The following is a 22,651-nucleotide window of genomic DNA, read 5'->3' as shown; positions in this document are numbered from 1 at the left end:
GGGTCTGGAAGGCCGCGAGCCACACCATGAAGGGCGTGACGCCCTCCTGCTTCGCCAGGGCTTCCACCTGCTCGCTCAGCTCCGGCGAGATGCGCACCGGCACGAGCGCGGCATCCTGGGAGGGCACGGAGGGACGGGGCCTGTCCGTGGGCAGCTCCAGGATGCCGGAGGCTCCGGCCAGGGAGGCCTTCCACCAGGAGAGCTGCGCCTCCAGGGTCTCGCCCTGGAGCCAGTCACGCTGCCAGCGAGCGTAGTCCGCGTACTGCATGGGCAGGGCCGGCAGGGCAGGGGGACGGTTCTGGAGGAACGCCTCGTAGAAGACGGTGACCTCGCGGACCAGCACGCCGAGCGACCAGCCGTCGGACACGATGTGGTGCGTGTTCAGCACCACCTGGTGCTCTTGCGCTCCGAGCTTCAGCAGCAGGGCGCGCATCAGCGGCCCTTCACTCAAGCTGAACGGTCGGCGCCCTTCCTCCCTTCGCAGCCGCAGGGCTTCCGCCTGCCGGGCCTCCGCATCCCGGACGTGCGTCAGATCCACCGTCGCGAACGGGACGTGGAAGTCCGCGTGGATGACCTGGACGGGCTGCCCGCCTTCGGAGTGGAAGGTGGTGCGCAGGGCTTCATGCCTCGTCATCAGCGCATCGAGGCTCGCGCGCAGGGCGTTCACGTCCAGCGTGCCGTGGAAGCCCAGGGCGATGGGGACGTTGTAGAGGCTGCTGCCCGGCTCCAGTTGATCGATGAACCACAGCCGCTGCTGCGCGAACGACAGCGGCGGGGCGTTCGCGTGGACCGACGGGGTGATGGCTTGGGCTTGGGTCTTGGGCGTGGCTCGGCCCAGCCGTTCGGCGAGGGCGGCCACCGTCGGCGTGGTGAAGAAGTCGCTCAGCGGCAGCTCCAACCCCAACGTGGACCGGATGCGCGCCACGGCCTGCGTGGCCAACAGTGAGTGGCCGCCCAGGTCGAAGAAGCTGTCATTCCGTCCCACTGCGGGGACGCGCAACAGCTCCGCCCAGATGGCGGCCAGGGCCACCTCCGTGGGCGTCACGGGTGCTTCGTAGACGCTCGAAACAGGCTGGGAGATGGCCAGCGCTCGCAGCGCCTTGCGGTCCACCTTGCCATTGGGCGTCAGGGGCAATGCTTCGCGGGGCACCAGCGCTGACGGCAGCATGTACTCCGGCAGCCGCTGCTTCAGGAACTCGCGCAGCGTGCCGGGTTCCAGCTCGCGCTCCGCGACGAACCAGGCGACGAGCCGCTTGTCGCCGGCCACGTCCTCGCGCACGAGAACCACGGCCTCCCGCACGTCCGGGTGGGCGAGCAGCGCGGCCTCCACCTCACCCAATTCGATGCGGTGGCCGCGCACCTTCACCTGGGAATCCAACCGGCCCAGGTACTCCAGCGTTCCGTCTTCCCGCCAGCGGGCCTTGTCGCCCGTGCGGTACAGCCTCGCGCCGGCCCGGCCACTCAGCCCGTCCGGGATGAAGCGCTCCGCCGTCAGGTCCACTCGGCCCAGGTATCCACGGGCCAGGCCCTCACCGCCCACGAGCAGTTCGCCCGCGATGCCCACCGGCACCGCGCGGCCCGCTGCGTCCACCACGTACACGTCCGTGTTCGCGATGGGCCGACCGAGCGGCACCACCTCCACCGCCTCGCGCGGCGTCTCCCACACCACGCAGTCGATGCACGCTTCTGTCGGGCCGTACTGGTGCACCAGCTTCGCGCCCAGCTTCGTGACGAAGCGCCGGTGCAGCTCCGCCCCCAGTGCCTCACCGCCGCAGAAGACGTACCGCAGGCGTGCGCATCCCTCCACGCCCGAGGCCTCCAGGAAGGCTCCCAGGGGCGCCGGTCCGAAGTGCAGGTGGGTGACCCCGTGCTCCGCCACTGCGTTCACCAGGTACTCCGTGTCGCGCTGGCCTCCCGGCTTCGCCAACACGAGCCGTGCACCGCTCACCAGCGGGGCCCAGACCTCCCACACCGAGATGTCGAAGCTGCTGGAGGCCTTCGCCAGGAACGCGTCGCTCCCGCTCATCGGGAAGCGCACCTGCCGCCAGTGCAGGTGGTTGACGACGGCGCGGTGGCCCATGCCTACGCCCTTCGGCATGCCGGTGCTGCCCGACGTGTAGATGACGTACGCCAGGGCGTCGGCATCCACGGATGCCCGGGCTTCGTCGCGGGCGAGGCCTTGCGCGGGGGCCGTCGCGGCGAGCGCTTCCTCCACGTGGACCACGCGCACGGACGTCGCGGGCAGTTCGTGCGCACGCGCCGCATGTGCCAGCACCAGGGCCGCGCCGCTGTCCTTCACCATGAAGCCCAGCCGCTCCGCCGGATACTCCACGTCCAGCGGCACCCAGGCGCCTCCCGCCTTCAGCGTCGCCACCTGCGCGATCACCAGCGCGGCGGAACGCTCCAGCGCCAGGCCCACCTTCACCTCCGGGCCCACGCCCCAGGCGCGCAGCTTGTCCGCCAGTGCTTCGGCGGCTTCATTCACCTGCCGGTAGCTGAACGTCCCTTCCTCGCTGACGATCGCCACCGCGTCCGGCGTCTTCCGGGCCTGTGTCTCGAAGAGGCCGTGCAGCGTGGACTCTCGTGGGAACTCCGCCTGCGTCTGGTTCCACTCCACCAGCACCCGCTGCGCCTCGGCGCCTCGCAGCAGGGCCACCTCCGCGACGCGCGTGTCGGGGCGGACCGTCACTTCTTCCAGGAGGACGCCCAGGTGATTGAGCAGCCGCTTCGCGGTGCCTTCCTCGAAGAGGTCCGTGTTGTACGTCAGCGTCGCCGCCAGCCCCTGGCCCGTCTCCGCCATGGACAGCGTCATGTCGAACTTCGACGCCGAGCCTTCCGTCTCCATCGCTCGCAGGGACAGACCGCCCGGCAGGGACTGGCCTTCCGCGAGCACCGCTGCGTTCAGCGTGAAGGACACCTGGAACAGCGGCGTGCGACTCAGGTCGCGCTCTGGCTTCAGCTCCTCCACCAGCTTCTCGAACGGCACCTCCTGGTGCGCGTACGCGCCCAGCGTCGTCTCCTTCACCTGGCGCAGCACCTGCCGGAAGGTCGGACTGCCTTCCAGTCGCGCACGGATCACCAACGTGTTGACGAAGAAGCCGATGAGCCCTTCCAGCTCCGTCTGGTTCCGGCCCGCGATGGGCGTTCCCACGCTGATGTCCTGCTGCCCGCTGTAGCGCGACAGCACCACCTGCCAGGCCGCCAGCAGCAGCATGAAGGACGTGACGCCCTCGCGCTGGGCCAGCGCCTTGACCTGCTCCTCCAGCGAGCGCGGCAGGGCCACCGAATGGCTTGCGCCCCGGTAGCGCTGCACCGCCGGACGCGGCTTGTCCGTCGGCAGCTCCAACGCGGGCGGGGCGCCTTCCAACTGCTGACGCCACCAGGAAAGCTGCGCCTCCAACACGTCACCGCGCAGCCAGCCCCGCTGCCATGCCGCGTAGTCCGCGTACTGCACCGGCAGCTCCGGCAACGGCGACGCATGGCCTTGCCTGAAGGCCCCGTAGAGGGCACCCACTTCCTTCACCAACACGCTCACGGACCAGCCGTCCGACACGATGTGGTGCATCACCAGCACCAGCACGTGCTCGGTGGCGCTCAGCCGCAGCAGCTTCGCCCGGAACAGGGGGCCCTGGCTCAGGTCGAACGGACGCTGGGATTCCGACTGCGCTCGACGCTGGACCTCGGCTTCACGCTCGGTGGCGGGCAGCGCTTCGAGGTCCACCGACTCCAGCACGGACTTCACCGACGGCGTGACGACCTGCGCCGGCTGACCGTCACGCCCCTGGAAGGTCGTGCGCAGGGACTCGTGACGCCGCACCAGTTCATCGAAGGTGCGGCGCAGGGCCTCCACATCCAGTGGGCCCGACAGCCGGACGGCCGCGGGCAGGTTGTAGAAGGCACTGTCCGGCTGGAGCTGATCCAGGAACCAGAGGCGCTGCTGCGCGAAGGACAGCGGCTCCTCGCCCGTGCGCTCCTGCTTCACGAGCGCGGGCATCGTCGCGCGATGGCCCGACTGCCGGGCCGACTCCACCTTCCGGGCCAGCGCCTCGATCGTGGGCGCTTCGAAGAGGGCTCGCAGGGGCAGCTCGACGTTGAAGGCCGCGCGCATGCGCGACACCGCCTGCGTCGCCAGCAGCGAGTGTCCACCCAGCTCGAAGAAGCTGTCCTGGACGCCCACCTGCTTCACGCCCAGCACTGACTCCCAGAGCGAGGCGAGCGCCTGCTCCGTCGGGTCGCGGGGGGCCACGTAGACGCGCGTGCGCTCCGCGCCTGCTTCCGGCCTGGGCAGGGCCTTGCGGTCCAGCTTGCCGTTGGCGTTGAGCGGAAGGGACGGCAGTGGCACCCACGCGGAGGGCACCATGTACTCGGGGAGTTGCTTCGCGACGAAGGCCTTCACCGCGTCCAATTCCAGCGTGTTCCTAGAGGGCACGAGGTAGCCCACGAGGCGCATGTCACCGGGCACGTCCTCCCGGGCCAGCACCACCGCCTCCTGAACCCCGGGCACCTGCCGCAGCACGGCTTCGACTTCGCCGGGCTCGATGCGGAAGCCGCGCAGCTTCACCTGGAAGTCGGCGCGCCCCAGGAACTCCACCGTACCGTCGGGCAGCCAGCGCGCCACGTCGCCCGTGCGGTACATGCGCGCGCCGGGCGTGGGGCTGAACGGATCCGGAAGGAAGCGCTCCGCCGTCAGCTCCGGGCGACGCCAGTAGCCCCGGCCCACCTGCACGCCCGCGAGGAACAGCTCACCGGAGACGCCCACCGGCACGGGCTGGCCATGGCGGTCGAGCACGTAGAGTCGCGTGTTCGCCCCGGGACGACCGATGGGCACGCGGCGCAGGTCCTCCGTGCGCGGGCAGTGCCAGGAGGTGACCTCCACAGCCGCCTCGGTGGGGCCGTAGTGGTTGAGCACCTCCGCGACGGGCAGTCGCGCGTAGGCACGGCGCACCAGGTCCGCGGGCAGGGCTTCGCCGCTGCACACCACGCGGCGCAGGTGCGTCAGGCCCTCCAGGCCCGGCTCCTCCACGAAGACGCGCAGCATGGACGGCACGAAGTGCGCGGTGGTGATGCGCTGCTCGGCCAACAGCCGCACCAGATAGGCCGGCTCCTGGTGGCCACCGGGACGCGCCACCACCAACCGCGCTCCCGCCATCAGCGGCCAGAAGAACTCCCAGACGGACACGTCGAAGCTGAACGGCGTCTTCTGCAACACCGCGTCTTCCGACGTGAGTCCGTACGCCTGCTGCATCCAGCGAAGGCGGTTGACGACGCCCGTGTGCGCGTTCATCGCGCCCTTCGGACGGCCCGTACTGCCCGACGTGAAGATGACGTAGGCCAGCGCCTCGGAGGAACCCCGAGCCGCCGGAGGCGTCGTGGGGTGCTGGGCGATCCGCTCCCAGCCGGTGTCCAGGTTCACGACCTGGGTCCCCGAACCCTCCAGGGGCAGCTTGGAGACGAGGTGCTCCTGCACCAGCAGCACGGGCGCCTGGGTGTCCTCCAACATCCACTGGAGGCGATCGCGCGGGTAGGCCGGATCCAACGGCACGTAGGCCGCGCCGGCCTTGAGCACGCCCAGCAGCGCCACGACCAGCTCCAGCGAGCGCTCCAGGCACACGCCCACCAGCGACTCGGGGCCCACGCCCAGCGTGCCCAGGTGGTGCGCGAGCTGGTTGGCCTTCGCGTCGAGCTGCGCGTACGTGAGGCGCTGTCCCTCGAACACGACGGCGACGGCGTCTGGCGTCCTCGCGACCTGCTGCTCGAAGAGGTCGTGGATGCGCTCGCCGCGCGGGTGCTCCACGCGCGTGTCGTTCCACCGCACCAGGACCTGCTGACGTTCGTCCTGGGAGATGAGCGGGAGTCGATCCAGCGGAAGGGTGGGGGAAGCGATCATCGCTCCGACCAACAGCTCCAGGTGCCGGACCATGCGCGCCGCTGTCTCGGGCTCGAAGAGGTCCGTGCGGTAGAGGAGCACGCCCTCGAAGCCCTCCGGGTTGCAGAACAGCGACAGCTCCAGGTCGAAGCGAGCGCTCGCCGAATCCGTCTCCATCAGCCGCATCGTCACGCCGGGCAGCGACAGCTGCGGCAGCGGCGCGTTCTGGAGCACGAAGAGGACCTGGAAGAACGGCGTCCGTCCCAGGTCCCGCGCCGGCTGCAACGCCTCCACCAGCTTCTCGAACGGGACGTCCTGGTGCTCCTGCGCTCCCATCGTCGTGGCGCGCACCTGCGCGAGCAGTTCCTGGAACGTGCGCGCCTCACCGAAGCGGGCCCGCAGGACCAGCGTGTTCACGAAGAAGCCGATGAGGCCCTCCGTCTCCGCCTGCCGCCGGTTCGCGACGGGCGAGCCCACCAGCACGTCGTCCTGCCCGGAGTACCGGTGCAGCAACGTCTGGAAGGCCGCGAGCAACACCATGAACGGCGTGACGTTCTCCTGCTTCGCCAGCGCCTCCACCTGCTCGCTCAGGGCTCGCGGGATGCGCACCGGCACCATCGCGCCCCCCTGGGCGGGGACGGCGGGACGGGGCTTGTCCGTGGGCAGCTCCAGGACGCCGGAGGCTCCGGCCAAGGCCTCCTTCCACCAGGAGAGCTGCGCCTCCAGCTTCTCGCCCTGGAGCCAGTCGCGCTGCCAGACGGCGAAGTCCGCGTACTGCACGGGCAGGGCCGGCAGGGCAGGGGGACGGCGCTGGAGGAACGCCTCGTAGAAGGCGTTGATCTCACGCACCAGGACGCCCAGGGACCAGCCGTCGGAGACGATGTGGTGCGTGTTCAGCACCAGTTGGTGCTCTTGCGCTCCGAGCTTCAGCAGCAGGGCGCGCATCAGCGGTCCCTCGCTCAAGCTGAACGGGCGCTGTGCTTCTTCCACCCGCAGGCGCAGGGCCTGGGCCTGCGCATCCCGCACGTGCGTCAGGTCCACCGTCTCGAACGGCACCTGGAGCTTCGCGTGAAGGACCTGGACGGGCTGGCCCCCTTCCTCCCGGAACGTGGTGCGCAGGGCTTCGTGTCTCGCCATCAGCGCATCGAGGCTTGCGCGCAGGGCGTCCACGTCCAGCGTGCCGTGGAAGCTCAAGCCGATGGGGATGTTGTAGACGTTGCTGCCCGGCTCCAACTGGTCGATGAACCACAGCCGCTGCTGCGCGAACGAGAGGGGCAGGACGTCCGGCCGCTTCACGGCGATGAGCGGGGCCGGGGCCGACGCGGTTCCAGCGACACCCCGGAGCGAGTCGATCCGCTCGGCCAGCACCGAGACCGTGGCCCGTTCGAAGAACGCGCGCAGCGGCAGCTCCACCCCGAACCGTGCCCGCAGGCGCGCGACCACCTGCATGGCCAGCAGCGAGTGGCCACCCAGCTCGAAGAAGTTGTCATTGCGTCCCACCGCGGGGACGCGCAACAGCTCCGCCCAGATGGCGGCCAGGGCCTCTTCCGTGGGCGTCACGGGTGCTTCGTAGGTGCTCGCGACGGGCTGGGTGATCTCCACCGCGCGCAGCGCCTTGCGGTCCACCTTGCCGTTGGGCGTCAGGGGCAACGCATCGCGAGGCACCAGCGCCGACGGCAGCATGTACTCCGGCAGCCGCTGCGTCAGGAACTCGCGCAGCGTGCCCGGCTCCAGCTCCCGGTCCGCGACGAACCAGACGGTGAGCCGCTTGTCGCCGGCCACCTCCTCGCGCACCAACGCCACGGCCTCGCGCACGTCCGGGTGGGCGAGCACCGCGGCTTCCACTTCGCCCAGCTCGATGCGGAAGCCCCGCACCTTCACCTGGTCATCCGCCCGGCCCACGAACTCCATCACCCCGTCGGCCCTCCAGCGCCCCAGGTCTCCGGTGCGGTAGAGGCGCTCGCCCGGCGTGGCGGAGAAGGGATTCGGGACGAAGCGCTCGGCGGTCAGGTCCGGCCGCGACAGGTAGCCGCGTGCGAGGCCATCTCCGCCGATGAAGATCTCACCGGGGATTCCGGCGGGCAGCGGCTGTCCGTGCGCGTCCAGGACGTAGAACTGCGTCTCGGAGATGGGCCGGCCAATCGGGATGGACGTACCCACCTGGGCCCCGTCCGTCATGCGGTGCGTGGACGCGAAGACCGTCGTCTCCGTCGGGCCGTAGGCCGCGCTGACGGAGATGCCCAGGTCCTGCACCACGGTGCGCACGTGGGGCGCGGAGATGACATCGCCTCCGGTGAGCACCTGCCGCACGCCCCACAGGGCTTCGGGCTTCAGATCCACCACCTGCGAGAAGAGGCCCGAGGTCACCCACAGCGTGGTCACGCGATACCGGTGGATCGTACTGGCCAGCAACTCCAGGTCCGACGGCGAGCTGGCCGGGAAGACGACGAGCCTCCCGCCGAAGAGCAGCGGTCCCCAGATCTCCAGCGTCGAAGCATCGAAGGAGATGGGCGCGATGTGCAGGAACACCGCCTTCGGTCCCAGCTCCGTGAAGGACGCGTTGTGCAAGAGCCGCAGCACGCCCCGGTGCTCCACCGCCACGCCCTTGGGACGCCCGGTGCTGCCCGACGTGAAGTCCACGTACGCCAAATGGCGCGAGTGCGTTCCCGAGTGCACGGGTGACGTGGGCCGCGCCTCCAGCCGCGCCTCCTCCACGAAGAGGCAGGGCAGGGCGTCGTCCACGGCCAGCTTCGCGCGCACCTCCCGCGTGGTCAGCAGCAGCTTCGGCGGTGCGTCCTCCAGCATCGCGGTCAGACGCTGCGCCGGGTATGCCGCGTCCAGCGGCAGGTACGCGCCGCCTGCCTTGAGGATGGCCAGCAGCGAGACGATCAGCTCGACGGAGCGATCCAGGCACACCGCCACCAGGACGTCCGGGCCCACGCCGTGCTCTTGCAGCAGGTGCGCCCACTGGTTCGTGCGCGCATCCAACTGGGCGTACGTCAGGCGCGTGTCCCCGAACTCCAGGGCCACGGCTCCGGGCCGTTGCGCGGCCTGCGCCATGAACAGGTCATGGATGCTGGCGTCACGCGGGTACTCGCCGCCCGTCGCGTTCCACTCGACCAGGACCTGCTGCCGCTCCGCCTCGCCCATCATGGGCAGGTGCGCGAGCGGTGCCTCCGGATTCGCGGTGACCTGACGCGCGAGCTCCAGGAGGTGCTCCGCCATCCGCGCCACGGTCGCCTCGTCGAAGAGGGCGGTGGCGTACTCGAAGCGGCAGGTGATGCCCGTGCGGTTCTCCCAGATCTCCAGGCCCAGATCGAACTTGGACGTGTCCGTGGAGACCTCCACCGGGGTCAGCTCCAGCGACGGCAGCTGGGCCTTGGCTTCCGGCGTGTTGAGCACGTTGAGGACGACCTGGTACAGCGGCGTGCGGCTCAGGTCGCGCGGCAGGCCCAGCGTGTCCAGGATGCGCTCGAAGGGCGCGTCCTGACGTGCGTACGCCTCCAGCGCCTGGGCCCGCACCCGGCCCAGCAGCTCCGCGAACGACGGCGTTCCCTCCAGCTTCGTGCGGAAGGCCAGCGTGTTCACGAAGCAGCCAATCAGCCCTTCCACCTCGGGACGCGTGCGGCCCGCGATGGGCGTGCCCACCACGAAGTCGTCCTGTCCCGAGTAGCGCGACAGCAGCGTCTGGAAGAGCGCCATCATCACCATGAACGACGTGGCGCCCTGCTTGCGCCCCAGGGCCAGCAGCGGCTCCGATACCTCGGCCGGAAGCTGGAAGCGGTACAGCGCTCCCGCGAAGGACTGCATCGCCGGACGCGGTCGGTCCGTGGGCAGCTCCAACGTGGGCGCCCCGAGCAGTCGCTGCTTCCACCACGCGACCTGCTCCTCCATGACCGCGCCTTCCAGCCACTCCCGCTGCCACACCGCGTAGTCCGCGTATTGCACCGGCAGTGGCGGCAGCGGCGAGGACTTCATGCCCGCGCTGTACGTCGCGTAGAGCACCGTCAGCTCGCGCGCGAGCACCATGGTGCACCACGCGTCGGACACCGCGTGGTGGAGCACCAGCGCCAGCACATGCACCCGCGGCTCCACGCGCACGAGCCACGCGCGGAGGACGACCTTCTCCAGGTCGAAGGGCAGGGTGATGAACCCCTGGCACAGCCGCACCATCTCCGCTTCGCGGGCCTCGGGCGTGTCGCCGGTCGCTTCCACGAACGGCAGGGGCAGGCCCTGCGCCGGATGGACGAGCTGCACCGCGCGGTCATCCCGCAGGGCGTACGTCGTGCGCAGCACTTCGTGCCGGGCCACCAGTTCGTTCAGCGCGGCCTGGAGCGCGGCGACGTCCAGCTCCCCCGTGAGGCGGAAGGAGGACGCGTTGTTGTACGCGCTGCTCGAAGGCTCCAACTGCTGGAGGTACCACAGCCGCTGCTGCGCGAAGGACAGCGGCGGCGGCGGGTTCCTGGGCGCCCTCAGGATGGGCGGCGGCCCACTGGGAGCAGCCGGGCTTGCGACGGGGCGCGGGGGCGCCTCCGTGCGTGGACGCGTCACGGGCGGAGGCAGGCGCAGCGTCACCGGATCCACCCGGCCATCCGCGCGCAGACGCGCGTGGCGGCCAGTGCGGAACAGCCGCGCGGAGACCTCCGTCGGATGCGGGATCCACCGGTGACGCGCCTCCTCCTCGGCCTTCCACAGGCCTCCGGGGAGCCCCGCGCCCGCGAGGGCCAGCTCTCCCACCACACCCACGGGCACCGGCTGTCCCGCCGGGTCCAGCACCCAGGCCTGGAGGCTGGAGGGGACTCGTTCGTCGGGCGCGCGGGGCAGGAGCGCACCGTCGCTGGTGCCTCCGGACAGGAGCACCTCCACGCCCGCGGTCTGGTGCAGCGCGGAGGCCAGCTCCACCGACGCGTCCTCCAGCACCAGCGCGCCCACCGCGCCCAGGGACTCCCGGGCCCCGGACAGGTCCGCCAGCGTGCGCGCGAGCCGGGCCGACGCGTGCATCAGCACCGGACCGGGCTGCTTCGCGAGCGCGAGGAGCCCCTCCACGCCCTGTTCGCCCTCCACCAGCACCTGCTCCTGGCGGGCGGTGCCCTCCGCGTCCATCCGTTCGCGCACCGTGGCCAGCCGGCGCAGGCCCTCCAGCACCACCGGAGTTTCGAGGCCGAAGTCGAGGAGGGCGGCCACCTCGTCCACGTCCGCCTCGCGCACCTCGCGCAGCCGCTTCAGGCCGCTCTCCACCGTGCCGATGAGGCCCGTCGTCTTCGCGTGGTGCTCGAAGGTGTGCTCCAGCAGCGCGTTGATGTCGTCCGGGGACAGCTTCTCGATGTCGCCCTGGTAGCCCTGCGCCCGCAGCAGGGACGTGGAGATGTCCGCCGAGCTTCGGAAGTAGTCGAGCAGCGGCTGACGCACCGTGCGCAACACCTCCGCCTCGTCGTCTCCCAGGTACGTGTGCAGCATGCAGGTGATGTGGCCGCGGCCCGGGTGTCCGTTGCGGCGCCACGCGTCGCGGTAGAGGGCCACCTTCGACTTCAGCTCCTCCAGCGAGTGCGACATCAGGCCCGTCAGCACGCCCGCGCCCAGCTCGCCCGCCAGCCGGAAGGTGTCCGGGTTCACCGTCGCAGTGAGCCACACCGGCAGCTCCTTCTGCACCGGCTTGGGACGCAGCGACAGCTCCACCGTCGTGCCGCCACCCGCTGGCCGGGTCACCTTCTCGCCACGCCACAGCGCTCGCAGCGTCTTCAGGTTCTGCAGGAGGATGTCGCGCCGGTTCTCGTAGTTGGCCGGCGCGAAGGTGAAGTCGTGCACGTGCCAGCCCGTGGCCACGGAGAGACCCACGCGGCCCTGGGACACGTTGTCCACCACGGACCACTGCTCCGCGATGAGCAGCGGATCATGCAGCGGCAGCACCACGCTGCCGGAGCGCAGGCGCAGGTTCTTCGTGATGGCGGCGAGCGCGGCGGAGATCACCGCCGGCTGCGGGTACAGGCCTCCGAAGGAGTGGAAGTGCCGCTCCGGCGTCCACACGGCGGAGAAGCCGTTCGCGTCCGCGAACTTCGCGCCCTCCATCAGGAGCTCGTACTTGGGCCCGGTGATCGAGTCCTCGTCGTTGGCGAAGTAGATGAGGCTCAGGTCCATCGCCTTCGCGCGAGGACCGCCACCGTGCAGGTGCACCAGCCGCGCCGTCACCTGCTCCGGTGGGAACACCACGCGCAGTCCTCGGGAGAGCGCCCACAGCGCCTCCAGGTCCGGCCGGTCCGGCGCCGACTCGCTCGCGGCCAGCCACGTGCCCCCTTCGGTGGGGGACAGTCGCGCGTCCAGGCCCGTGAAGAACTCCGCCAGTTCGCGGTGGCCCAGGGCCCACGCGGGCTGTCCCGCGCGCCGATCCAACAGCCACGCCAGCGCGTCCGCGTTCGCGGCATCCTCGTGGGGGAGCGAGGGCTCCCCGGTGTCGAGGACGTCCTCCACGTACAGCACGCGCGAAGCCTCCACGCGCACGGAGGTGACGAGCTCGCGTGAGGTGATGAGCACCGGCACGCGCGCGCCGTCGGTCGCGTAGCCCGGCAGGCCGCCCAGGTCGGAGGGCCCCAGCGCGACCCCCGCGCCTCCGGCCTCCAGCACGCCCCACAGCGCGGCCAGCTTCTCCGGTGAGGCGCGAAGGCTCACGGCCACGGGAGTCCCTGCCTTCACGCCGAGCGACTTCAACCGCGTGGCCAGGGCGCCTGCCCGGGCGCCCAGCGCGGCCCAGGTCCAGTGCTGCTCACCGCGTGACACCGCGACGGTGTCCGCCTGACGGGCGCGCCGGTCCGCGAGGAGGGCGGGCACGGAGGTGAAGCCCGCCACGGTGCGAGGACGCGGCCAGGCGCGCCGCTCGGCTTCCGTGGACAGGGGCAGGCGGGAGAGGTGCGTGTCGGGCTGGAAGATCGCTGCGGACAGCAGCACCTGGAAGTGCTCCATCAGGCGCTTCACGGTGCCCGTGTCGAACAGCTCCGTCGCGTACTCCAGCGCGCCGTGGAGGCGGCCGGTGGACTCGAAGAGCACCAGCGTGAGGTCGGCCAGCGTGGCGCCCCACTGGACGGGCGTGTCGGGCACCTCCACCAGCGAGCCGCGCATGCCCTTGAGTTCCAGCGTCGTCGCGCCAGCGCTGGCGCCCGAGTGGAAGACGAACACGGAGTCGGCCATGCGGCCCTTGCCAATGTCCTTGCCGGGGATGAGCGCTTCCACCAGGTATTCGAAGGGCACATCCGGACGCGCCTGGGCGTCGTTCACCTCTTCGCGGATCTGCGCGAGCAGATCGCGGAAGGTCGGGTCGCCCACGAAGCGGGTGCGGAATGCGGCCGAGTGCGCCACGTAGCCGATGAGCGGGAACAGCTCTGGCCGGGTGCGGTTCGCGATGGGCGTGCCGACGATGAGGTCCGACTGCCCGCTGTAACGGTGCAGCAGCGTCTGCCACGCCGCGAGCACCGTCATGTAGCCGGTGAAGCCCTCGCGCTTGGCGAAGGCGGACAGCTCCCGCGCGAGCGTCGACGGGAATTCGACGTCCAGGCGCGCGGAGGTGAGCGGGCTGTTCGCGGGCCGGGGACGATCGGTGGGCAGATCGAGCTGCCGGGGCATGGCGGCCAGCCGCTGACGCCACCATTGCTCCTGCTCGGGCAGGCGCGCTTCCGCGATGCTCTGGCGCTGCCATGCGCCGAAGTCCGCGTACTGGATGGGCAGCGGGGGCAGGGGCGACGGACGGCCTTCGATGAAGGCGTCGTAGAGCTGGCCCAGCTCCTGGACGAAGAGCGCGATGGAGAGCGTGTCGCAGACGATGTGGTGGATGCCAGCCACCAGCAGGTGGTGCCGGGCTTCCAGGCGCACCAGCGTGGCGCGCATCACGGGGCCGTGGACCAGGTCGTACGGCGCGGCGGCGTCCTCGCGCGCGATGCGCAGGGCCTCGGCCTCGCGCGTCTCCGGTGGGCCCTGGAGTTCCACGCGCGTGAGGGGGACGTGCATCTTCGCGTGGAAGCGCTGCACGGGGCGGCCGTCCACCACGTCGTAAGTCGTGCGCAGCGCTTCGTGGCGCTGGACGATCTCCTGGATGCCTCGCTCCAGGACGTCGGCGTTCACGACGCCTTCAAGCCGCAGGACGAACGGGATGGTGTACGCGGACAGGCCGGGCAGGTGCTGTTCCAGGCGCCAGACGCGCTCCTGCACGAAGGACAGGGGCAGCGTCTCCGTGCGGGGACGGGGCACCAGGGGCAGCTCCGCCGTGACGGGAGCCTGGGGGGCCTGGAGCAACAGCGGCTCCAGGCGCTGGGCGATGCCGGCGACGGTGGGAGCCTCGAAGAGCGCGGCCAGCGGCAACTGGACGCCGAAGGTGTCGCGCAGTTGGTTGAGGAGCTGGGCGGCCGTCAGCGAGTTGCCGCCGATCTCGAGGAAGTTGTCGTCGCGGCCGACGAAGTCCATGCCCAGGCGCTCACGCCACAGCGCGGCGACGCGCTCTTCCAGTTCACCGCGCGGCGCGTCCTCACGGCCCGCGGGAACAGGGGCGGGGACCACGGCGGTGGACGCAGTGTGCGCGGTGAGGCCCGGCAGCAGGGGACGCACGGCGGAGGACGTTGCGCTCGCCGTGGGCACCGTGGAGGGAGCCTCCGCGTTCCCGATGCCAGCCGTGGGCATCGAGGGCGGTGTCTCCAGATTCGCGGCGTCGGAGTGAACAGGGGCCGCCGATATGGCGCGCTGTCCCGGGGCCATGAAGTGGGAGGGCAGGGCGCGGGCGCGCGGCTCCACCCATGCGGCCTTCTCCTGGAACGCGTACGTCGGCAGGCGCAGCCGCAGTCGCTGCTCGTGCGCGTAGAACGCGCTCCAATCCACGAGGACGCCTGCAGTCCACAGCTCGCCCACGGCCTGGAGCCAGGACTGCGTCTCCGTCGTCGTCCCGCCCCGGCGCAGCGACGCCAGCGCGCGGACGCGATCGCCGTCCATGCTCAGGTTCGAGCGGACCAGTGGCGTCAGGTCCTGGCCGGGCCCTACTTCCAGCAACACCGCGCAGCCCTCTTCCTGGAGTGCTCCCACCGCGTCGCTGAAGCGCACCGGCTGGCGCATCTGCTGCGCCCAGTAGTCGGGATCCGTGAGCTGTCCCGGCCGCGTCAGCGTGCCCGAGAGGCCGGACACGTACCGGACCGCCGGCTCCGAACGGCGCAGTGAAGCCACCACCCGCGCCAGCTCCGGCATCAGCGGCTCCACATCCGCCGAGTGGAACGCATGCGGCGCGGGCATCCGCACTGCTCCCGCCTTGCGCTGGCGCAGCTCCGCCTCCAGCCGCTCCACTTCCTCCACCGGCCCGGACACCACGCACCGGTCCGGCGCATTCACTGCCGCGACCGACAGTCGCTCCGACAGCAGCGGCAGCACCTGCTCCTGGGGCAACGCCACCGCGAGCATCGCGCCCGGAGGCAGGTGGTGCATCAGCTCCCCGCGCGTGACCGCGAGGCGCATCGCGTCCTCCAGGGACAGCACGCCCGCGACGCATGCCGCCGCGTACTCCCCGAAGCTGTGACCCAGCACCGCGTGCGGCGTCACCCCAAGGTCTCGCCACAGCCACGCCAGGGACACCTGCACGCTGAACAACGCGGGCAGCGCCACGCGCGTGTCCGCGAGGCTCGCCTTGACGTCCGCGCCCTCCGCCGGACGCAGCAGCTCCGACACGCGCTCACGCAGCGGCGCATCCAACAGCGCGAGGCACGCCCCCAGGTGCGCGCGGAACGCCGGCGAGGCCTCCGCCAGCTCGCGGCCCATGGCGACCTGCTGCGCGCCCTGGCCGGAGAACACGAACGCCACGCGCGGCGCACGCGGCGCTCCCTTCACCGCTGCCACCGGCTTGCGAAGCTGCCGCGCCAGATCCTCCCCGTCCTTCGCCACCAGCGCCTTGCGGAACTCGAACACCTTGCGGCCCACGCCGAGCGTGAAGGCCAGGTCCGCCAGGGACTGGCCCTCCATCCCCGCGAGCACATGCGCCTCCAGCTGACGCGTCGCCGCCTCCAGTGCCTCCGGCGTGCGCGCGGACAGCAGGACGAGCTGGTGGGAACGCGAAGTCGCGCCGCTCCGCCGCAGGGGGGCTTCCCCGAGGACGGCGTGCGCGTTGGTGCCGCCGATGCCGAACGAGCTGACCGCGGCGAAGCGGGGCCTCTCACCGCGAGGCCACGGCCGCAACGCCGTGTTGACGAAGAACGGGCTCGCCTCGAAGTCGATCTGCGGGTTGGGCTGCTCGAAGTGGAGGCTGGGCGGAATCTCTCCGTGGTGCAGTGCGAGCGCGGCCTTCATCAGGCCCGCGAGCCCCGCGGCCGTGTCCAGGTGGCCCACGTTCGTCTTCAGCGACGCCAGCGCGATGGTGCCCCGGTGCTCCGGCCCCAGGCCGTAGGCGCGCGTCAGGGCCGCCACTTCAATCGGGTCGCCCAGCGGGGTCGCGGTGCCGTGGGCCTCCACGTAACCGATGGCCTTCGGCGACACGCCCGCGTTGGTCAGGGCCTGCGTCACCACGGCGGCCTGTCCGCGCACGCTGGGCGCGGTGAAGCCGGACTTGTGCAGGCCGTCGTTGTTGAGGGCCGAGCCCCGGATGACGGCGTAGATGGCATCGCCATCCCGGACCGCGTCCTCCAGGCGCTTGAGCACCACCGCGCCCACGCCGTTGCCGGACAGCGTGCCCTTCGCCTTCGCGTCGAACGCGCGGCAGTGGCCATCCGGCGAGAAGATGAGCCCTTCCTGGTGCACGTAGCCCGTGCGCTGCGGCACCGCCAGCCGCGTCGCGCCCGCGAGCGCCACGTCGGACTCGCCCCCTCGGAGGCTCTTGCAGGCCAGGTGCACCGCGACGAGGCCCGTGGAGCACGCGGTGTAGAGCAGCGTGCTCTCACCGGTCAGCCCCAGCTTGAAGGACGTCTTGGTCGCCAGGCTCTCGTGCGTGGCGGTGCCTTGCAGTTCCAGGAACGACGCCGCATCCAGCGGCATCGCCTGCCGCACGGTCTCCGAGTAGCCGGAACCGGAGGCCCCCGCGTACAGCGAGATGGCCCCGGGGAAGCGCTCCGGATCCACGCCCGCGTCCTCCAGCGCGGTCCACGCCGTCTGGAGGAACAGCCGCTGCTGCGGATCCGTGAATTGGGCCTCGCGCAGGGACATGTTGAAGAAGGCATGGTCGAACTGCTCCACGCCCTCCAGGATGCCGGCGGCCGGGACGAACGCCGGGTGGTGCCACAGCTCCAGCCCTTCCGGCAGGCCGGGCATGTGCTCCAGCTCCTCCGGCGTGAAGCGTGAGATGGACTCCACGCCCCCGCGCAGATTGCTCCAGAACTCCGCCACGGTCTTCGCACCCGGGAAGCGGCCGGCCATGCCGATGATCGCGATGGAACCCGAGGCGCTGGCCTGCGGGGCCTCGCGGGGGCGGTGACCGGGCATGGGGGCCTCGGCGGCTCCCGGCCCCTGGGACTCGCGCTCCAGGCGCTGCGCGAGCGCCTCCACCGTGGGGTGTTCGAACAGCCACACCACGGGCACGTCGTGGCCCAGCTCCTCGCTCAAGCGCGCGGCGATGCGCACCACGGACAGCGACGTGCCACCCAGATCGTCGAAGAGGTGATCGTGCACGCCCACCCGGTCGGTGGACAGCTCACGGGCCCACACCGGGGCGATGCGCTGCTCCAGCGGATGGGTGGGTTCCACGAAGCGGTCCTGCCGTCCGGTGGACGCGGCGTCCGGAGCGGGCAGGGCCTTGCGGTCCACCTTGCCGCTGGGATTCAGGGGCAGGGTGGCCAGCGTCACGAACACCGACGGCACCATGTACTCCGGCAACCGCTGTCGCAGGGCCTCGCGCATCCGCGCGGTCTCCAGCGAGTGCCCGGCACGCGGCATCGCGTAGACGACGAGCCGCTTGTCCCCGGGCACGTCCTCGCGCACCACCGCCGCGACCTCCTGCACCTCGGGCTGTTCGCGCAGCGCGGCCTCCACCTCCGCCAGCTCGATGCGAAAGCCGCGCACCTTCACCTGATGGTCGGCTCGACCCAGGAACTCCAGCACCCCGGTGGGAAGCCAGCGGACCAGGTCGCCCGTGCGGTACAGCCGCGCGCCGGGCGTGGTGCCCTGCGCATCCGGGATGAAGCGCTCCGCCGTCAGATCCGGCCGCGACACGTAGCCCCGGGCCACGCCATCACCGCCGAGGAACAGTTCGCCCGGCACGCCCACGGGCACCGGCTCCAGCCGAGCGTCCAGCACGTACACCGTCGTGTTGGCGAGCGGCGCACCAATGGGCACCGATGCGCCGATCTGCTCCGGCCGCTCCACCGTGAAGGTGGTGGCGACCACCGAGCACTCCGTGGGACCGTAGCCGTTGGTGAAGGGCCGTCCCAGCGTCTCCACCGCCCGACGCACGTGCGGCACGGAGACGATGTCGCCGCCCGCGTGCAACTCGCGCAGGCGCCCGAGGATGTCGGGCCGGTGCTCCATCAACTGGGAGAAGAGGCCGGAGGGCAGGTGGGCGAAGGTGACGCCATGGCGCTCCACCACCCGGGCAAGCGTGTCCATGTCTCCCGCGGGCACATTGCCGGGGAAGATGACGAGCCGGCTGCCGTGAAGCAGCGGGGTCCACAGCTCCAGCACGGAGCCGTCGAAGGACACGGGCGCGAAGAGCAACCACGTGTCGCGCGAGCCATAACGCGAGTACGGCGCCGCGTGCACGAGTCGCACGAGGCCGCGCTGTTCGACGCCCACGCCCTTGGGCCGACCGCTGCTGCCGGAGGTGAAGATGACGTACGCCAGGTGGCGCGGTCCCACGTCGACCGTCGGCGCGGTGGAGGGCTGACCCTCCAGCGTCAGCTCCTCCACGAAGAGGCAGGGCAGGGACGCATCGGGGACGTGCAACCGTCCGCGCAGCTCACGCGTGGTGAGGAGCAGGCTCGGCCGGGAGTCCTCCAGCATGAAGCCCAGCCGCTGCGCGGGGTAGGACACATCCAGCGGCACGTAGGCCCCGCCCGCCTTGGTGATGGCGAGCACCGTGACGACGAAGCCCACCGAGCGCTCCAGGCACACCGCCACCGGCACGTCCGGTCCGACGCCGTGGGCCCGGAGGACATGGGCGAGCTGGTTGGCCCGCACGTCGAGCTGCGCGTACGTCAGCCGTTCGTCCTCGGACTCCACCGCGATGGCGTCCGGGCGACGCGCGACCTGCGCCGCGAAGATCGCCGCGACGGTGCTGTCGGCGGGGTAGGGGCGGACGGTGTCGTTCCACGCGACGAGCACCTGCTGGCGCTCATCGGACGTAAGCCACGGCAGGCGGAAGAGCGGCGCGTCCGGCGCTTCGATCGCGGCCTCCAGCAGCACGCGCAGGTGTCCGGCCAGCCGGATCGCGGTGTCCGCGTCGAACAGGTCGGTGGCGTACTCCAGGAAGCCCTCGAAGCCTTGAGGCGACTCGGCCAGGGACAGCGTCAGGTCGAACATGGCCGTGCCGGTGTGCACGTCCAGCAGGCGCGACTGGAGGCCCGGCAGTGCGGGCGGATCCACCTGCGCGCCCTGGAGGTTGAACATCACCTGGAACAGCGGCGTGTGTCCGCGATCGCGCGGGGGCTTGAGGGCCTCCACGACCTTCTCGAAGGGCACGTCCTGATGCGCGTACGCGCCCAGGGCCGTCTCCCGCACCCGGCCCAGCAGCTCCCGGAAGGTGGGCTCACCGGACAGCCGGGTGCGCATCACCAGCGCGTTGACGAAGAAGCCCACCACGCCCTGAAGCTCCGCGCGGCTCCGGCCCGCGATGGCCGTGCCCACGCTGATGTCGGCTTGCCCTGAGCGGCGCGCGAGCACCGTCTGGAAGGCCGCGAGCAGCACCATGAAGGGCGTCACGCCCTCGCGCACCGCCAGCGTCCGCACCGAGGCCGCGAGTCCGGCCTCCAGCACCACCGGCACCCGGGCGCCCGCGGTCCCACGCGCGGCTGGACGCGGCCGATCCGTGGCCAGCTCCAGCAGTCGAGGCGCGTTGGCGAGCTGCTGGCGCCAATACTCCAACTGGGACTCCAGCCGGCCCCCGTCCAGCCATTCCCGCTGCCAGTCCGAGTAGTCGGCGTAGCCCAGAGGCAGGGCGGGCAGGGGCGACGGGCGGCCTTCGAGCCGTGCGGCGTAGAGCGCGGACAGCTCGCGCACCATCACCGCCATGGAGGTGGCGTCCGACACGGTGTGGTGCATGACCAGCACCAGCAGGTGCGTGCGCGCGTCCAGCGTCAGGAGCGTGGTGCGCACCAGCGGGCCTCGCGCCAGGATGAACGGGCGGCGGGCCTCTTCGTGCGCCAGGCGGGAGGCCTCGGCCTCGCGGGCTCCGGCCGGCAGGGACTCCAGGGACACGCGCGTGAGGGGCAGCGCGACGTCCGGGGCGATGACCTGCGAGGGCCGTCCATGCACCTCCCGGAAGGTGGTCCTCAGGGCCTCATGGCGGGCCGCGAGCGCCGCGAGGCTGCCCTCCAGCGCGGCCACGTCCAGCGCGCCCTCCAGCCGCACGGCCGCGGGCAGGTTGTAGGTCACATCGCCCGGGGCGTACCGATCCAGGAACCACAGTCCCGCCTGGGCGAAGGACACCGCGCGTTCGCCTTCCACGTTCCGACGGCGAGGTGCACCAAGCCCCGGACCCGCTTCATCGCGGAGGGTCAGCAGTTGCTGAGCCAGGGACGTGATGCTGGGCCCCTGGAGGAGCCACTCCATGGGAACGCGCAGCCCGGTGCCCGCGGACACCTCATGGGCCAGCTCCACCGCGCCCAGCGAGTCCAACCCGAAGCGCGTCACCGGCGCCGAGACGTCGATGTCCTCGGGGCGCATGCGCAAGTGCCGCGCGACCACGGCACGCAGCCATGTCACCACGTCCTGCTCAGAGGGCCGGGCCGTCGCGTCCCTGCTGAACACCACGGGCTGGGAGGCAGCGACTCCGGATGACGGGCGCTCCGCCGCTACGTCCTGCTTCGCGGCTGGGACCGTCGAGTCCCTGCCGAGCGCCGTCTGTTGTGACACAGAGGCAACCATGGAATCGGAGGCCTCCCGCCACGTCCTCACCTCCTGCAACGTTCCGGTCAGGAAGCCCGTGCGGCACGCGTGCCGCTGCACCTTGCCGCTGGACGTCTTGGGCAGGCTGCCCGGCTCGATGAGCACCACCGCGTGCGCCTGCACCTCATGCGACTCCGCCAGTCGCTGCCGGATGGCGCCGAGCGCCGCGTCCACCGCCTCGAACTGCTGGCGCAGGCTCTCCAGCCGGCGCACGTCGATCTCCTGCACGACGACCGCGCGTTCCTCGCCCGCCACCTCCACCGAGAACACCGCGACACCACCCGGCCGCAGCGCCGGGTGTGCGGTCTCCACCGTCGCCTCCAGGTCCTGGGGGTAGTGGTTGCGGCCCCGCAGGATGATCAGGTCCTTGCGCCGGCCGGTGACGTACAGCTCACCCTCGGGCCGCAGGAACCCCAGGTCGCCCGTGCGAAGAAACGGCCCCGAGTCCTCCCGCGCGATGCGCGCCTGGAACGTCTCGCGCGTCGCGTCCTCACGGCCCCAGTAGCCCCGCGCCACGCTCGGGCCCGACACCCAGACCTCGCCCACCTCACCGGGCGCTCGCCGCTCCAGCGTGTCCGGATCCACGATGGCGATCCGCTGCTCCAACAGCGTCCGGCCGCAGCCCACCAGCGTCCGCGCGCCCGGTTCACCCGCGCCGGACTCCTCCGCGCGGTGGCGCTCCAGCGCGCTCCCGGAGATCGTCACCGACACCGGCGGGGCCGACTTCTCGCCTCCGGAGACGATGAGCGTCCCTTCCGCCAAGCCGTAGCAGGGATAGAACGCCTCACGCCGGAAGCCGCTGGGCCCGAACGCCTCCACGAAGCGATCCAGCGTCTCCGGACGGATGGGCTCCGCGCCGCAGAACGCCACCTCCCAGCGGCTCAGGTCCAGGGCCCGCCGCTGTTCGGGCGTGCTCTTCCTCACGCACAGGTCGAACGCGAAGTTCGGACCGCCGCTGATGGTGCCCCCGAAGCGCGACACCGCCTCCAGCCACGCCATGGGCCGCTTGAGGAAGGCCATGGGCGACATCAACGTCACCGGGAACCCTCCGTGCAGCGGCTCCAGGATGCCGCCGATGAGGCCCATGTCGTGGTACGGCGGCAGCCAGATGACGCCCACGCTGTCCGCCCGCGCCTGGAACGCGTGGTGGATGAGCCCCAGGTTGTGCAGCAGGTTCGCGTGCGTGAGCATCACGCCCTTGGGCGTGCCCGTGCTCCCGGACGTGTACTGGAGGAACGCGAGCGACTCCGCGTCCACGTCCGGCGTGCGCCAGTCCTTCTCACCGCCCTCCGGCAGCGCGTCCGTCGCCATCCAGTGCAACGAGCGGAAGTCCGGCGCCTGCTCGAAGACGAAGTCCGACAGCTCCAGGATGCCCGACGTGGTGAGCACCACCGATGCCTGCGCGTCCTGGATGATGGCGCGCAGCCGGGGCAGGGTGCGCTCCAGGCGCATCGGGTCCGGCGGGTAGGCCGGCACCGCCACCGCGCCCGCGTAGAGGCAGCCGAAGAAGCCCGCGACGTAGTCCAGGCCGGGCGGGTAGAGCAGCAGCACGCGCTCGCCCACCGCGCCCCGTGCCTGCAACGCCGCGGCGATGCGACGTGCGCGCGCGTCCAGCTCGAACGCGCTGAGCACGGTCTCTTCGCCGTCCGCCTCCCCGAGGAAGGTGTAGAGCGGCGCGTGGGCCGAGGGCCCCACCGCGAGATTCAACAGGACGCCAGGAAGGGTTCGCGAAAAATCAGGCAC

1 protein-coding gene (only partly in view) is annotated in these 22,651 nt (G+C 71.4%); it reads right to left on the bottom strand.

Going from position 1 to position 22,651, the window contains the following annotated elements:
* A protein-coding gene (locus tag D7Y13_RS02195) for a non-ribosomal peptide synthase/polyketide synthase (RefSeq protein ID WP_120582673.1) crosses the window boundary here: on the bottom strand, positions 1–22,651 show its 5' portion. Its footprint begins 8,033 nt before the window's first position; only the first 22,651 of its 30,684 coding nucleotides appear in the window; the start codon lies at positions 22,649–22,651; its stop codon lies beyond the left edge, outside the window.

Source organism: Corallococcus praedator (assembly GCF_003612125.1).
In the GTDB taxonomy this organism is placed as follows: Bacteria; Myxococcota; Myxococcia; order Myxococcales; family Myxococcaceae; genus Corallococcus; species Corallococcus praedator.
This window is presented reverse-complemented; position numbering and strand designations above follow the sequence as displayed.